The sequence below is a fragment of the Pseudomonas sp. PLMAX genome (genome assembly GCF_046042685.1).
Lineage (GTDB): Bacteria > Pseudomonadota > Gammaproteobacteria > Pseudomonadales > Pseudomonadaceae > Aquipseudomonas > Aquipseudomonas putida_AE.
The window spans coordinates 249,580-263,508 of the sequence record NZ_CP064949.1 but is presented as its reverse complement, the minus strand read 5'-3'; the positions used below and the strand labels follow the sequence as shown (position 1 = coordinate 263,508).

Annotated in this window: 14 protein-coding genes; 10 read left to right on the top strand and 4 right to left on the bottom strand. The window is 60.1% G+C overall.

Going from position 1 to position 13,929, the window contains the following annotated elements; genetic code table 11:
* Positions 1-9: 9 nt before the first annotated feature.
* Positions 10-1,191: an acyl-CoA dehydrogenase gene (locus tag DKB71_RS01240; protein WP_008064832.1), complete on the bottom strand. Its 1,182-nt coding sequence runs from the start codon at positions 1,189-1,191 to the stop codon at positions 10-12.
* A gap of 158 nt (positions 1,192-1,349) precedes the next feature.
* Between DKB71_RS01240 and DKB71_RS01235 the strand changes: the two genes are divergently transcribed.
* The 10 genes from DKB71_RS01235 to DKB71_RS01190 all read left to right on the top strand — a co-directional run bounded on the left by DKB71_RS01235 (position 1,350) and on the right by DKB71_RS01190 (position 11,234).
* Positions 1,350-2,249 carry a LysR family transcriptional regulator gene (locus tag DKB71_RS01235; RefSeq protein ID WP_408599415.1) on the top strand — a complete coding sequence of 300 codons (900 nt, stop codon included), beginning with the start codon at positions 1,350-1,352 and terminating at the stop codon, positions 2,247-2,249.
* Between the two features lie 434 nt (positions 2,250-2,683).
* Positions 2,684-3,805 carry a Re/Si-specific NAD(P)(+) transhydrogenase subunit alpha gene (locus DKB71_RS01230; protein ID WP_046818713.1) on the top strand — a complete coding sequence of 374 codons (1,122 nt, stop codon included), beginning with the start codon at positions 2,684-2,686 and terminating at the stop codon, positions 3,803-3,805.
* A gap of 11 nt (positions 3,806-3,816) precedes the next feature.
* Positions 3,817-4,173 carry an NAD(P) transhydrogenase subunit alpha gene (locus tag DKB71_RS01225; protein WP_008064823.1) on the top strand — a complete coding sequence of 119 codons (357 nt, stop codon included), beginning with the start codon at positions 3,817-3,819 and terminating at the stop codon, positions 4,171-4,173.
* Complete coding sequence (locus DKB71_RS01220; protein WP_408599414.1) at positions 4,170-5,603, top strand: NAD(P)(+) transhydrogenase (Re/Si-specific) subunit beta; 1,434 nt, start codon at positions 4,170-4,172, stop codon at positions 5,601-5,603. Before DKB71_RS01225 ends, DKB71_RS01220 begins: the two co-directional genes overlap by 4 nt.
* A 215-nt stretch (positions 5,604-5,818) precedes the next feature.
* Complete coding sequence (locus DKB71_RS01215) at positions 5,819-7,312, top strand: acetyl-CoA hydrolase/transferase family protein (RefSeq protein WP_323609099.1); 1,494 nt, start codon at positions 5,819-5,821, stop codon at positions 7,310-7,312.
* Positions 7,313-7,631: 319 nt separating this feature from the next.
* Entirely contained in the window at positions 7,632-7,847 is a 216-nt protein-coding gene (locus tag DKB71_RS01210; protein WP_007902752.1) for a DUF1127 domain-containing protein, read from the top strand.
* Between the two features lie 337 nt (positions 7,848-8,184).
* Complete coding sequence (locus DKB71_RS01205) at positions 8,185-8,502, top strand: DUF2388 domain-containing protein (protein WP_274073862.1); 318 nt, start codon at positions 8,185-8,187, stop codon at positions 8,500-8,502.
* A 107-nt stretch (positions 8,503-8,609) separates the two neighbouring features.
* Positions 8,610-8,927 carry a DUF2388 domain-containing protein gene (locus DKB71_RS01200; protein ID WP_274073861.1) on the top strand — a complete coding sequence of 106 codons (318 nt, stop codon included), beginning with the start codon at positions 8,610-8,612 and terminating at the stop codon, positions 8,925-8,927.
* A gap of 28 nt (positions 8,928-8,955) precedes the next feature.
* Positions 8,956-9,276, top strand: a complete 321-nt coding sequence (locus tag DKB71_RS01195) for a DUF2388 domain-containing protein (protein ID WP_020798084.1) — start codon at positions 8,956-8,958, stop codon at positions 9,274-9,276.
* A complete protein-coding gene (locus tag DKB71_RS01190) occupies positions 9,273-11,234 on the top strand; it encodes a DUF4105 domain-containing protein (protein WP_408599413.1) in 1,962 nt (653 codons plus the stop codon). Before DKB71_RS01195 ends, DKB71_RS01190 begins: the two co-directional genes overlap by 4 nt.
* Before the next feature lie 68 nt (positions 11,235-11,302).
* Here DKB71_RS01190 and DKB71_RS01185 read toward each other — a convergent pair whose 3' ends face one another.
* The 3 genes from DKB71_RS01185 to trpB form a co-directional block, all read right to left on the bottom strand.
* Positions 11,303-11,749 (bottom strand): anti-virulence regulator CigR family protein, encoded by a 447-nt coding sequence (locus DKB71_RS01185; RefSeq protein ID WP_274073859.1) that lies wholly within the window; start codon positions 11,747-11,749, stop codon positions 11,303-11,305.
* Between the two features lie 121 nt (positions 11,750-11,870).
* On the bottom strand, positions 11,871-12,683 hold the full coding sequence (gene trpA / locus DKB71_RS01180; RefSeq protein ID WP_408599412.1) for a tryptophan synthase subunit alpha: 813 nt from the start codon (positions 12,681-12,683) through the stop codon (positions 11,871-11,873).
* Entirely contained in the window at positions 12,683-13,918 is a 1,236-nt protein-coding gene (gene trpB, locus DKB71_RS01175) for a tryptophan synthase subunit beta (protein WP_323609102.1), read from the bottom strand. The genes trpA and trpB overlap by 1 nt, the downstream gene beginning before the upstream one ends.
* Positions 13,919-13,929 lie beyond the last annotated feature (11 nt).

Sequence of the window (13,929 nt, the reverse complement as noted above, 5' to 3'; positions counted from 1 at the left end):
GTTCTCCTATTAATAGAACGCCTGGATGCCGGTCTGCGCGCGACCGAGGATCAGCGCGTGGACGTCATGCGTACCCTCATAGGTATTCACCACTTCCAGGTTGACCAGATGGCGGGCGACCCCGAACTCGTCCGAGATACCGTTGCCGCCCAGCATGTCGCGGGCCATGCGCGCGATATCCAGGGACTTGCCGCAGGAGTTGCGCTTCATCATCGAGGTAATTTCAACCGCCGCAGTACCTTCGTCCTTCATGCGACCCAGACGCAGGCAGCCTTGCAGCGCCAGGGTAATTTCGGTCTGCATGTCGGCCAGTTTCTTCTGGATCAGCTGGGTGGCGGCCAATGGGCGACCGAACTGCTGACGATCCAGGGTGTATTGACGCGCGGTGTGCCAGCAGAACTCGGCGGCACCCAGTGCGCCCCAGGAGATGCCGTAACGGGCCGAGTTCAGGCAGGTGAAAGGGCCCTTCAGACCACGGACGTCAGGGAAGATGTTTTCTTCCGGAACGAACACGTTGTCCATGACGATTTCACCGGTGATCGAAGCACGCAGGCCAACCTTGCCGTGAATCGCAGGGGCGCTCAGGCCTTTCCAGCCCTTTTCCAGCACGAAGCCACGGATGTCGCCGGCATCGTCCTTGCCCCAGACCACGAACACATCGGCGATCGGGCTGTTGGTGATCCACATCTTGCTGCCGGTCAGGCTGTAGCCGCCTTCCACTTTGCGAGCACGGGTGATCATCGCACCTGGATCGGAGCCATGGTTAGGCTCGGTCAGGCCGAAGCAGCCGATCCACTCGCCCGACGCCAGTTTTGGCAGGTATTTCTGTTTCTGCGCTTCGGTACCGAATTCATTGATCGGCACCATCACCAGCGAGGACTGCACACTCATCATCGAGCGGTAGCCGGAGTCGACACGCTCGACTTCACGGGCGATCAGGCCGTAGCTGACATAGTTCAGGCCACTGCCGCCGTACTGTTCCGGGATGGTTGCGCCCAACAGGCCCACTTCACCCATTTCGCGGAAGATCGCCGGGTCGGTCTTTTCATGGCGGAAAGCTTCAAGCACGCGCGGCGCGAGACTCTGCTGGGCGAACTGCGCAGCGGTGTCGCGGATCATGCGCTCTTCTTCGGTGAGCTGTTGATCCAGCAGCAGGGGATCGATCCAGTTGAAGCTAGCTTTACCGGCCATGAGTGTGTCCTCTCGAAACAGGGTCAAATAACGTGCAGTGATCCTAGGCCGGGTTCGACGCTTGGGCAAACGAGGATTTCGCATACTGTTGTGCTAATTTCTCACTCCGAAACGTCGCAAATCCCTTTCAAGGCGATGTATTAGTGAGGTTGACGTACATGCGCAGGAAAATACCCAGCACAACGGCCCTGATCAGCTTCGAGGCGGCCGCACGCCATGAAAGCTTCACCAAGGCCGCCCAGGAGCTTTCGCTGACCCAAGGGGCCATTTGCCGACAGATCGCCAGCCTCGAGGAGTTCCTCAGCGTGGAACTGTTCCGACGCTCCCGGCGCGGGGTCAAGCTGACGGAGGCGGGCCTTTCCTACAGTCGCCGGGTGGCCACTCAACTCGATGCGGTCGAGCGCGACACTTTGTCCGTGATGGGCCAGCAGGGCGCCAACGTAATCGAACTGGCCGTGGTTCCGACCTTCGGCACCCAGTGGCTGCTGCCCAGGCTCAAGGACTTTCAACACAAACACCCGGAAGTGACGGTCAACCTGACCAACCGCACGCGCCCATTCCTGTTTGCCGACACCGATTTCGACGCCGCGATCTATTTCGGTGATGCGGATTGGTCGGGTACTGAATCCCACAGGTTGATGGGTGAAAACCCGATGCCCGTGTGCAGCCCTACCCTGCTGGGCAACAAGAATGTCCTGACACCCGCCGAAATCGCCGACCTGCCCCTACTGCAACAGACCACCCGCCCCTATGCCTGGCGCCAATGGTTCGCCTCTCAGCACCTGAATGTGCCGCGGGACATGACAGGGCCGCGCTACGAGCTATTCTCCATGCTGGCCCAGGCCGCGATGCACGACATGGGGATTGCGCTGATCCCGCCGTTCCTGATTCAGCGCGAACTGGCCGAGGCGCGCCTGGTGATCGCCAACCCCCAGGCACTCTCCAGTATCAAGGCCTATTACCTGATGATTCCGGAGAGAAAGGTCGAATCGGCGTCTTTAAGGGCTTTTCGGGACTGGCTGGTAACTCAGGCCCATGGCTACAGCCTTGAAGGATAAGGCCCCGGGCAATTATCTGACCTCGTAGTCAGAAAAATTAAAACCCTACAGATATAAGTATTTGTCGCATGGAGGAAAACTGTAAAACCAAGCAGTACAAACGTGCCACAAGCGCCTGACGACGCGGCTTTGCGCCACTATTTCATCACCATGTCGCATCATTCATATGGCCGATGTGTAATTTGTTGGATTGGCCCCAGAATCCACGAAAGGCACGGCCTAGACGGGATTGAGCCGTTTGGTTGCGACATTCGGTCACGGGGTGACTTGTAGTTAATTTTCCGTCACCCGTCATAATCCCTTGAAGGGCACAAAGTTCGCCTGCAAAATGCCGCGCCCCGCCTGAATTTAGCGGGGTCGTGCTGATCGGCCGCCCCAGCCGCACCATCCGTAGTGCATGGGTTTACTCAATAAGATCACGCAGGAGATTTGACGTGCACATTGGTGTTCCTCTCGAAACCCAGACCGGTGAAACACGGGTTGCTGCAACCCCCGAAACCATCAAGAAGCTGATCGGCCAGGGTCACAAGGTCACTGTACAAAGCGGCGCCGGCGTCAATGCCAGCGTTGTCGACAGTGCCTATGAAGCTGCCGGCGCAACCATTGGCAGCGCCAGTGAGGCATTTGGTGCAGAGCTGATTTTGAAGGTCGTCGCCCCCAGCGACAGCGAGCTTGCGCTGATAAAGAGCGGCACCGTTGTGGTGGGGATGCTCAATCCGTTCAACAACGAAACCATCGCCAAGATGGCCGAGTGCGGCATTACCGCCTTTGCCCTGGAGGCCGCACCTCGCACCTCCCGCGCCCAGAGCCTGGATGTGTTGTCCTCGCAAGCCAACATCGCCGGCTATAAAGCCGTATTGCTGGCCGCTCATCATTATCCGCGCTTCATGCCGATGCTGATGACCGCTGCGGGCACCGTGAAAGCGGCGCGGGTGCTGATTCTCGGCGCCGGTGTTGCCGGATTGCAGGCCATTGCCACGGCCAAGCGCCTGGGCGCGGTGATCGAAGCGTCCGACGTGCGTCCTGCGGTGAAGGAGCAGATCGAATCCCTGGGCGCCAAGTTCGTCGACGTGCCTTACGAGACCGATGAAGAACGTGAATGCGCCGTCGGTGTCGGCGGTTACGCCCGCCCGATGCCGGCCAGCTGGATGCAGCGTCAGGCCGTGGCCGTGCACGAGCGCGCCAAGCAGGCTGACATCGTCATCACCACGGCACTGATTCCGGGTCGCAAGGCACCGACACTACTCAGCGCGGAAACCGTGGCGCAGATGAAACCCGGCTCGGTGGTCATCGACCTCGCCGCAGCCCAGGGTGGCAACTGCCCTTTGACCGTGGCCGATCAGGTGGTCGTCGAAAACGGCGTGACCATCGTTGGCCCGACCAACCTGGCTGCCGCCGTAGGCGCCGATGCTTCGGCCCTGTATGCACGCAACCTGCTGGACTTCATGAAACTGTTGTTCGATAAAGAAGGACAACTGGTGATCAACCTTGAAGACGATATCGTCGCCGCGTGCCTGATGTGCCGCGACGGCCAGATCGTGCGCAAGAACGGCTGAGGATAAAAACAATGGAAGACATGCTGATCTCTCACGGTATCTACAACCTGATCATCTTCGTGCTGGCCATCTATGTCGGCTACCACGTGGTCTGGAACGTGACGCCTGCACTGCACACCCCACTGATGGCCGTGACCAACGCGATCTCGGCCATCGTCATCGTCGGCGCCATGCTCGCTGCCGCCCTCACCGTGACCCCGCTGGGCAAGACCATGGGCACCCTGGCCGTGGCCCTGGCCGCGGTCAACGTGTTCGGTGGCTTCCTGGTCACCCGGCGCATGCTGGAAATGTTCAAGAAGAAAGCGGCTCCAGCAAAGGCTCCGGCAGCCAAGGCCGAAGCAATCAAGGCTGAGGTGCAGCAAGCATGAGCATGAACCTGGTTACTTCCCTGTATTTGATCGCCTCGGTCTGCTTCATCCAGGCGCTCAAGGGACTCTCGCACCCCACCACGTCGCGTCGCGGCAACCTGTTCGGCATGCTCGGCATGGGCCTGGCAATCCTCACCACGGTCGGCCTGATCTACAAGCTCGGTGCTGAGCTGGCCCACGACGGTATCGTCTACGTGATCGTCGGCCTGCTGATCGGCGGCACTGTCGGTACGATCATGGCCAAACGCGTTGAAATGACCAAGATGCCCGAGCTGGTCGCCTTCATGCACAGCATGATCGGCCTGGCAGCGGTGTTCATCGCCATTGCGGCGGTAGTCGAGCCGCAGTCGCTGGGTATCGTTGCGCAGCTGGGTGACGCGATCCCGGCCGGTAACCGCCTGGAGCTGTTCCTCGGTGCCGCCATTGGTGCGATCACTTTCTCCGGTTCGGTAATCGCCTTCGGCAAACTGTCGGGCAAGTACAAGTTCCGCCTGTTCCAGGGCGCACCCGTACAGTTCACCGGTCAACACAAACTGAACCTCGTGCTGGGACTGGCGACACTCGGCCTGGGCATCACCTTCATGTTGACCGGAGACCTCAGCGCCTTCGCCTTGATGCTGGCCCTGGCCTTCATCATGGGTGTGCTGATCATCATCCCGATCGGTGGCGCGGACATGCCAGTGGTCGTATCCATGCTCAACAGCTACTCCGGCTGGGCGGCAGCGGGTATCGGCTTCTCGCTGAACAACTCGATGCTGATCATTGCAGGCTCCCTGGTGGGCTCGTCCGGTGCGATCCTCTCGTACATCATGTGCAAGGCGATGAACCGCTCCTTCTTCAACGTACTGCTTGGCGGCTTCGGCAATACTGCCGACGCAGGTCCTGCAGGCGCCAAGGAAGCCCGTCCGGTGAAATCCGGTTCGGCTGACGACGCGACCTTCCTGCTGACCAACGCCGACACCGTGATCATCGTTCCGGGTTACGGCCTGGCGGTAGCACGGGCACAGCACGCACTGAAGGAACTGACCGAGAAGTTGACCCATCGCGGCGTGACCGTGAAGTACGCGATCCACCCGGTCGCCGGTCGTATGCCCGGCCACATGAACGTCCTGCTGGCCGAGGCCGAAGTGCCTTACGACCAGGTGTTCGAGATGGACGACATCAACTCCGAGTTCGGCCAGGCCGACGTGGTGCTGGTGCTGGGTGCCAACGACGTGGTCAACCCTGCCGCGAAGAACGATCCGAAATCGCCGATTGCCGGCATGCCGATCCTCGAAGCGTTCAAGGCCAAGACCATCATCGTCAACAAGCGCTCGATGGCCAGCGGCTACGCCGGCCTGGACAACGAACTGTTCTACCTGGACAAGACCATGATGGTGTTCGGCGACGCCAAGAAAGTCATCGAAGACATGGTTAAAGCCGTCGAGTAAGACCGCTTGGCAATACCACAACGCCCCGACTCGTCGGGGCGTTTTTGTTTGCGTTAATCGTCGGGAAAAGGGCCGCTTTGTTACCGAAACGGTAATGGTGTTTTGTCTGGAAGTGCCGGAATAGACGCCTCGTTTGCGACCTTGGTAGCGGGACAGGGCATCAACAAATTCTCTAGACTGGACATCCTGCTACCCGTTGCCCGAGATAACAATTCATGTACCGTGACCGTATTCGCCTGCCTTCGTTGTTGGATAAAGTGATGAGCGCCGCCGAGGCTGCCGCTCTGATTGAGGACGGCATGACCGTCGGCATGAGCGGCTTCACCCGCGCCGGCGAAGCCAAGGCCGTACCCCACGCATTGGCCGAACGGGCCAAGGTCACTCCGCTGAAGATCAGCCTGATGACCGGCGCCAGCCTGGGCAACGACCTCGACAAACAACTCACCGAGGCCGGCGTATTGTCACGACGCATGCCGTTCCAGGTGGACAGCACCCTGCGCAAGGCGATCAACGCCGGCGAGGTGATGTTCATCGACCAGCACCTCTCGGAAACCGTCGAGCAATTGCGCAATCAGCAACTGAAGTTGCCGGACATCGCGGTGATCGAAGCCGTGGCCATTACCGAGCAAGGCCATATCGTGCCGACTACGTCCGTGGGCAACTCGGCCAGTTTCGCGATTTTCGCCAAGCACGTCATCGTCGAGATCAACCTGGCGCACAACCCGAACCTCGAAGGCCTGCACGACATCTATATCCCGACCTATCGTCCGACTCGTACGCCGATTCCCCTGGTCAAGGTCGACGATCGCATTGGCAGCAGCGCCATCCCGATTCCGCCGGAAAAGATCGTCGCCATCGTGGTCACCAACCAGTCCGACTCACCGTCCACCGTGCTGCCGCCGGATGTGGATACCCAGGCGATCGCCGATCACCTGATCGACTTCTTCAAGCAGGAAGTCAGCGCCGGGCGCATGACCAACAAGCTCGGCCCGTTGCAAGCCGGTATCGGCACCATCGCCAACTCGGTGATGTGCGGCCTGATCGATTCGCCGTTCGAAGACCTGACCATGTACTCCGAGGTCCTGCAGGACTCGACGTTCGACCTGATCGATGCCGGCAAACTGAGCTTTGCATCCGGCAGTTCGATCACCTTGTCGAGCCGGCGCAACGCTGACGTGTTCGGCAACCTGGAGCGCTACAAGGACAAACTGGTCCTGCGTCCCCAGGAAATTTCCAACCACCCTGAAGTGGTCCGTCGCCTCGGCATCATTGGCATCAACACCGCCCTTGAGTTCGATATCTATGGCAACGTCAACTCCACCCACGTCTGCGGCACGCGGATGATGAACGGCATCGGCGGCTCGGGCGACTTCGCGCGCAACGCCCACCTGGCCATCTTCGTGACCAAGTCGATCGCCAAGGGCGGGGCGATTTCCAGCGTGGTTCCGATGGTCAGCCACGTTGACCACACGGAACATGACGTCGACATCCTCGTCACCGAGGTCGGCCTGGCGGACCTGCGTGGCCTGGCACCCCGGGAGCGGGCGCGCGTCATCATCGACAACTGCGTACACCCGGATTACCGCCAGGCCCTGAACGACTACTTCACGGCGGCCTGCGCAATCGGCGGGCACACCCCGCATATCCTGCGTGATGCACTGAGCTGGCACATGAACCTGGAAGAAACCGGAAGAATGATCGCCGTGTAATTGATACAGATGGCAGCTGACGCAAACACAGTTTCGTCAGCTTGCCGTTGCCGAACAGAATCCCGACAAAAACTGTACTGCTGTACCGGTCATTTCCTACCGAATTTTCCTACACCACCCCCTCAAATCACCAATATTGCACCACAATAGAGCAGACAGGTACAGTTGCCTCATTTTCGACCAGTACACCCCCTATAAACAGTTAACTGAGCTCTCACAATACAGATGAACTGTATCTACAGAGACTAGGCAAACGAGAGGATCATGGGCACCAGTCAAGCCACTACCTAATCCCGCCATAAGCGGAAGGATGTAAACCATGGAACGTACACTCAGTTCCGAACTGTTCTTCGAAGACACCGCTGCAAAAACCCAGGCTTCCATGCCTTTGCGCGTTATCGCCAACCTGATGCTGTGGCAGCGCCGCATCTCCAGCCGCCACCAGCTGGCTCGCCTGGATTCGCGTCTGCTGGCTGACGCCGGGATTAGCGAAGCACAACGCTACGAAGAGCTGAGCAAGCCGTTCTGGCGCTAAGTTAGCGTCGCTGGCTCTGACCTCAGGGTCCACCGCCAGCAACCCGAATTGAACAAGCAAAGCCCGTCGTGGGAAACCACGACGGGCTTTGTCGTTTCACCGGCTGTTAACGCATAACCAGTACAGTTTTCTCATTTATCGATTACACCGATACAGTTGAGCAACCAGTTTTTCATCCGTTCAAACTGATTTCCAGCAACCTTTTCTCTTATAGGCTGTTCGAAACGTCCTGCTCAGGCCTAATATCAAGCCAGAACGTGGCGCCCCCCGAGTGTCTGGCGTCTGATCATCAGACACTGCACCACCTCTTTATCGTCTCATCCAAAGGAGTTACACCATGTCCCGTCTTCGTCTGCTCAGCGCTGCAGCCCTGCTTGCCGTGGCGGCCAATGCCCACGCCACCAGCTTCATCGTGACGACCGATGCCGTTGTCGGTGCACTCAAAGCCACCTCCGACGCGACTTCCGACATCACGTCTTCGTTCAAGGATGACAAGATCGTGCTCGCGGCCCGTGACGACGCTGCCAGCTTCGTCGCCAGCGAAGGCAGCATCCGTGGGGTAAAACTGGAAAGCGCACTCGATCACATTCGCCATCAGGCTCCACAGCTGAACGCAACAGACGCACAATTGGCCCAGGCCATCCTGACCATCTAAGCGTTTGCCTTGATGTGGGACACGCATGCCGTGTCCCAATGTTTCCGCGCTGGCTCTAGCCCGGGCCTTGCGCTAGCCTTGGGACTCACTTTCAACTGTCGAGTCTCATGCGTTTTCTTTCAAATCTGTTGATAACCCCAGTATTTCTTGCAGCCAGCTACTCAGGGGCGGCCCATGCCTTCGATGCGTTCAACCTGTCTACCCAGGGCATTGTGGCCAGCAGTTATGCCTCAAGCCTGGTGACCTCTGCCCCCTTCGACCATAAACTGTTGCTCGCCGCCCGGGATGATGCCGCGGCATTCGTCGCCAGTGATGGTCAAATGAGAGGCGTACGACTGGAATCGGCCTTGTCTTACCTGCGCCACGCCCAGCCAAAACTTCATGCCAGCGACCTTGAACTGGCACAGGCAATTCTCGTCCAATAGTTATCCCAAGTTCCTCCGGAGTCGTTCCATGCGTAACCCGCTGATTGTTGCCACCCTTGGCCTGCTGTTGTTGGCTGATGTGGCCCAGGCCCAAACCCTGGTTGCCACCAGCAACATCCTCATTCGTGCCACCCAGCGCACACTGGACTTCACTTCCGACACGACGACGTCGATCCGCGACTCGAAAATCGTCCGCGAAGCCCAGGACGATGCTGCGAGCTTCGTCGCCAGCAACGGCGATATTCGTGGCGCGCACCTGGAATCCGCTCTCAATTTGTTGCGCACTCGCGTTCCGGAAGCCCGCGATGCCAGTGACCAGGATCTCGCCGAAGCCATCCTCGCACTGTGAGGTCGCCAGCTGCCTTGCTGTTGGCCGGGGTCGTGCTGCTGTTTGGCAGCACGGCCCACGCCGACCTCGAACTGCACCTCAAGACCGAAGGCCTGAGCCCCGCGCAACAACAGGCCAGCCAGGCGTTGCTTGATGAAGCCATGCAGGCATTGCCGCCGCGGTTCATCGAGCAACTCGATCGGCGCATCGATGTCGGCTGGACCGATGACATGCGCAGCGATGCCTATGGCCAGGCGTCGCCGGTATCCGAACTCGACCTGAATCGCAAACTGCTGGCCAGCCTCACCGACGGCAGTGCGGCGAGCAAAAAAACCAATCGCCCCCATGGCACTGTGCGCCGGGAACTGCTGGCCACGGTGTTGCACGAGCTGACTCACATTTATGACCGCTCGCGCTTGTGGCCTACGTCGGAACGCACGTTGATTCAACGCTGCACCCGCCAGGAGAGCAGCTCGGGGCTGGTGGGCATTCCCGACCAATGCCGTGGCCAATCGGGCCGGCGCTTCACACTCAGTGATGACCCGCGCCTGCTCGACCTCGCCGGTTGGCAGCAATACGTTGGCCGGCGTGGCGAGCGCGAACAGCACAACCGCCAGATCGCCCGCAGCCCGGACATCTACGAGATCAGCAGCCCGAAGGAATTCGTCGCGGTCAACATGGAGTATTTCCTCCTCGACCCGAGCTACGCCTGTCGTCGCCCGGCGCTGTACCGCTACTACAAGGAGCACTTCGGCTGGGCTCCCGCCGCCAAAGGCGATTGCGCCAGGACCTTCGCATTCCTCAACGCCGGCAATGACTTCGCCAAGACCCCCCTGGGCCAGGTCGATCCGGAGCGGGTCTACGCCGTCGACTACTTGCTGGCAGAGGCCAACCAGAACTGGGTCAGCCGTTGGGGCCACAGCATGTTGCGCCTGGTGATCTGCGCCCCGGGCAGACCCCGCGGGCCGGATTGCCGCCTGGACCTGGACCAGCACCTGGTACTGTCCTACCGCGCATTCGTGGGCGACGTGCAGCTATCGAGTTGGGATGGCCTGGTGGGTAAATACCCGTCCCGCCTGTTCGTGTTGCCACTGGCCCAGGTGATCGACGAATACACCAAGACCGAGTTGCGCAGCCTCGCCTCCGTGCCACTGAACCTGTCGCGTGACGAGATTGAAAACGTGGTGGAGCGTGCCGCCGAGATGCACTGGAGTTACGACGGCAACTACTTCTTCCTGTCGAACAACTGCGCCGTGGAAGAGCTGAAGCTGCTGCGTGGGGGCACCAACAACTCAAAACTGGTTGCCCTGGACAACATCATGCCCAATGGCTTGCTGGAAGTGTTGAAGGGCCGCGGGCTGGCGGATACCAGCGTGCTGGACGACCCGCGTGAAGCCCTTCGCCTGGGTTATCGCTTCGACTCTTTCCGCGATCGCTATCAAGCGATGTTCGAGGTGTTGAGAAAGCGCCTGCCGATCAAACAGGAAAAGGTCGAAGACTGGTTGTCCCTGACTGCAGCAGAGCGCCGCCAATGGTTCGATCAGGCAGACTTGCGCACCAGCGCGGCCTTGCTCTTGCTCGAGCAGGCAAGCTATCGCCAGCAGTTGCTCCTGGCCCAGGATGAGGTGAAACAACGTTACCTTGGGGCCCGTGAGCTGAAAAACGGCGGAATGGACAAAGCCAACGCGACACTAAGGCAAATTCTCGACAACAGCGGTTTCCTCAGTCGCCCGGCGGAACTGCTCGGCAGCGGCGGTTATGGCCTGCCGCAACCTGCTGAATGGCAACGCCTGGAATCGGAAACCAGCCTGCGGCAGAAGCAGCTTCAGGCGTTGACCGGAGATCTGGACAAGGAAGTCAGGGCACTGCTCGATCCAGACCGTGCAGCGGAAATGGCGGCCAACGAAGCCAACGTGAGACAGATTGGCGAACATTTGCGCAAGTTGCACAAGGCATCGGGTGGATTGGAGTTGCCTTGAGGTCATAAAAGCAAAGATCGCAGCCTCCTGGAGCTGCCGAAGGCTGCGATCTTTTCACGCTGGCCCCATCAATACAAAACGCCCTGCAACACCTCGTAGACAATCCCCGTACCCGCAGCAATCAGCACAACATCCCCGCCCGCACGACGCCATTCGTAACCCGGGTAATACGGCAGTCGCTCCAACGCCCTGTTATCCAGGCGTTCTCCGTAATAACCACGGGGCAGCGGCCGGCCACGCTCCAGATGAATGCCTGGTGGCAACGGCGCACCACGGACGAAATACTCGCGCTGGTCATGAATCGTCTGACGCACCGGGGCAAAGTCCCGAGGAGGCGGCCCACCGCGATGATTGTCCTGCCCGCCACGATGGTCATTGTCACGGTTATCGTAATGGCCCTGTTGCGGGCCGCCGTGGTCATGATCGTCGCGCTGATCGGCGCTGGCGTGCAGCAACGGGGTGGCACTGAGCATCAGCACACCCAGGCTGGCAATCAGACGTTTCGGCATTTTCATTGGGTCTTTCCTCAGAACACCTGCAGCAAAAAGGGCTTCAGAACATGGTCCTGAAGCCCTCGGTCTTGCTGGTTAGTCTGTGTTGGGAGGCTCTAATTCCTCTGTATCAGGAACTTTACCTTCAGCTGACACGGGCCTTACGCACGCCATCGGCCAACGCCGAGCACAGGCTCAAAACGCCATCAACCGCTTGCTCCGCAGTCGTGGCATTGGCGATCTGATCGATCAACGCCGAACCCACGACCACGCCATCCGCCAGGCGCGCGATGTTCGCCGCTTGCTCCGGCGTGCGGATGCCGAAACCGATGCTGATCGGCAGGTCGGTATGGCGACGCAGACGCGCCACCGCTTCTTCGACGTGCTCCAGGGTTGCCGCGCCCGCACCGGTCACACCGGCCACCGACACGTAGTACACAAACCCGGAACTGCCGTTGAGGACGGTTGGCAGACGCACATCATCGGTGGTCGGTGTGGTCAGGCGGATGAAATCGATGCCCGCGGCCTGGGCCGGGTCGCACAGTTCACCGTTATGCTCGGGAGGCATGTCGACCACGATCAAGCCGTCGACACCCGCCTCTTTCGCCTCGGCAATGAACCGCGGCACGCCGAATTTGTGGATCGGGTTGAAGTAGCCCATCAGCACCAGGGGCGTTTCGTTGTTGTCCCTGCGGAACTCACGAACCATTTCCAGGGTTTTCGCCAGGTTCTGCTTGGCCTCCAGGGCACGGATGTTGGCCAGCTGGATCGCCGGGCCGTCAGCCATCGGATCGGTGAAGGGCATGCCCAGCTCGATCACGTCGGCGCCCGCTGCTGGCAGGCCCTTGAGGATCGCCAGGGAGGTGTCATAGCCCGGGTCGCCAGCGGTAACGAAAGTCACCAAAGCTGCGCGATTCTGTTCCTTGAGTTCGGCAAAACGCGTTTGCAGGCGGCTCATCAGTGTTTCTCCTGCTTGGATGGCTCTTGTTGAGAGTGTTCCATGTGGTGCATCACGGTCTGCATGTCCTTGTCGCCACGGCCAGACAGGTTGACCACCATCAGGTGATCCTTGGGCAGGGTCGGCGCGCGCTTGAACACTTCAGCCAGGGCATGGGCGCTTTCCAGGGCAGGAATGATTCCTTCCAGGCGGCAGCACTGGTGGAAGGCCGCGAGTGCTTCGTCGTCGGTCACCGAGGTGTACTGGACACGGCCGATGTCATGCAACCAGGCGTGTTCCGGGCCGATGCCCGGGTAGTCGAGGCCAGCGGAGATCGAGTGGGCGTCGATGATCTGGCCATCGTCATCCTGCAACAGGAAGGTGCGGTTGCCGTGCAGTACACCCGGTACGCCGCCGTTCAGGCTGGCCGCGTGCTTGCCGGTCTCGATGCCGTAGCCGGCCGCTTCCACGCCGATGATCTCGACGCTCTTGTCGTCCAGGAACGGGTGGAACAGGCCCATGGCGTTGGAACCACCACCGATGCACGCCACCAGGCTGTCGGGCAGGCGGCCTTCCTGGGCTTGCAGCTGGTCACGGGTTTCCTTGCCGATCACGGCCTGGAAGTCGCGAACCATCGCCGGGTAAGGGTGCGGACCGGCCACGGTGCCGATCAGGTAGAAGGTGCTGTCGACGTTGGTCACCCAGTCGCGCAGGGCTTCGTTCATCGCATCCTTCAGGGTGCCGGTACCGGCCACCACCGGGATCACTTCGGCGCCCAGCAGCTTCATGCGGAACACGTTGGCCTGCTGGCGTTCGATGTCGGTGGTGCCCATGTAGATCACGCAGTCCAGGCCGAAACGCGCGGCCACGGTGGCCGTCGCCACGCCGTGCATGCCGGCGCCGGTTTCGGCGATGATGCGTTTCTTGCCCATGCGCCGCGCCAGCAGGATCTGGCCGATGCAGTTGTTGATCTTGTGCGCGCCGGTGTGGTTGAGCTCTTCACGCTTGAGATAGATCTTTGCGCCGCCACAGAATTCGGTCAGGCGCTCGGCGAAATAAAGCGGGCTCGGACGACCGACGTAATCGCGCTGGAAGTAGGCCAGCTCTTCCTTGAAGGCAGGATCTTCCTTGGCCGCTTCGTATTCACGAGCCAGGTCGAGGATCAACGGCATCAGGGTTTCGGCAACATAACGGCCGCCGAACGCGCCAAACAGGCCGTTGGCGTCAGGGCCGTTGCGCAGATTAGTCTGGGTCATGGGGCGCTCCA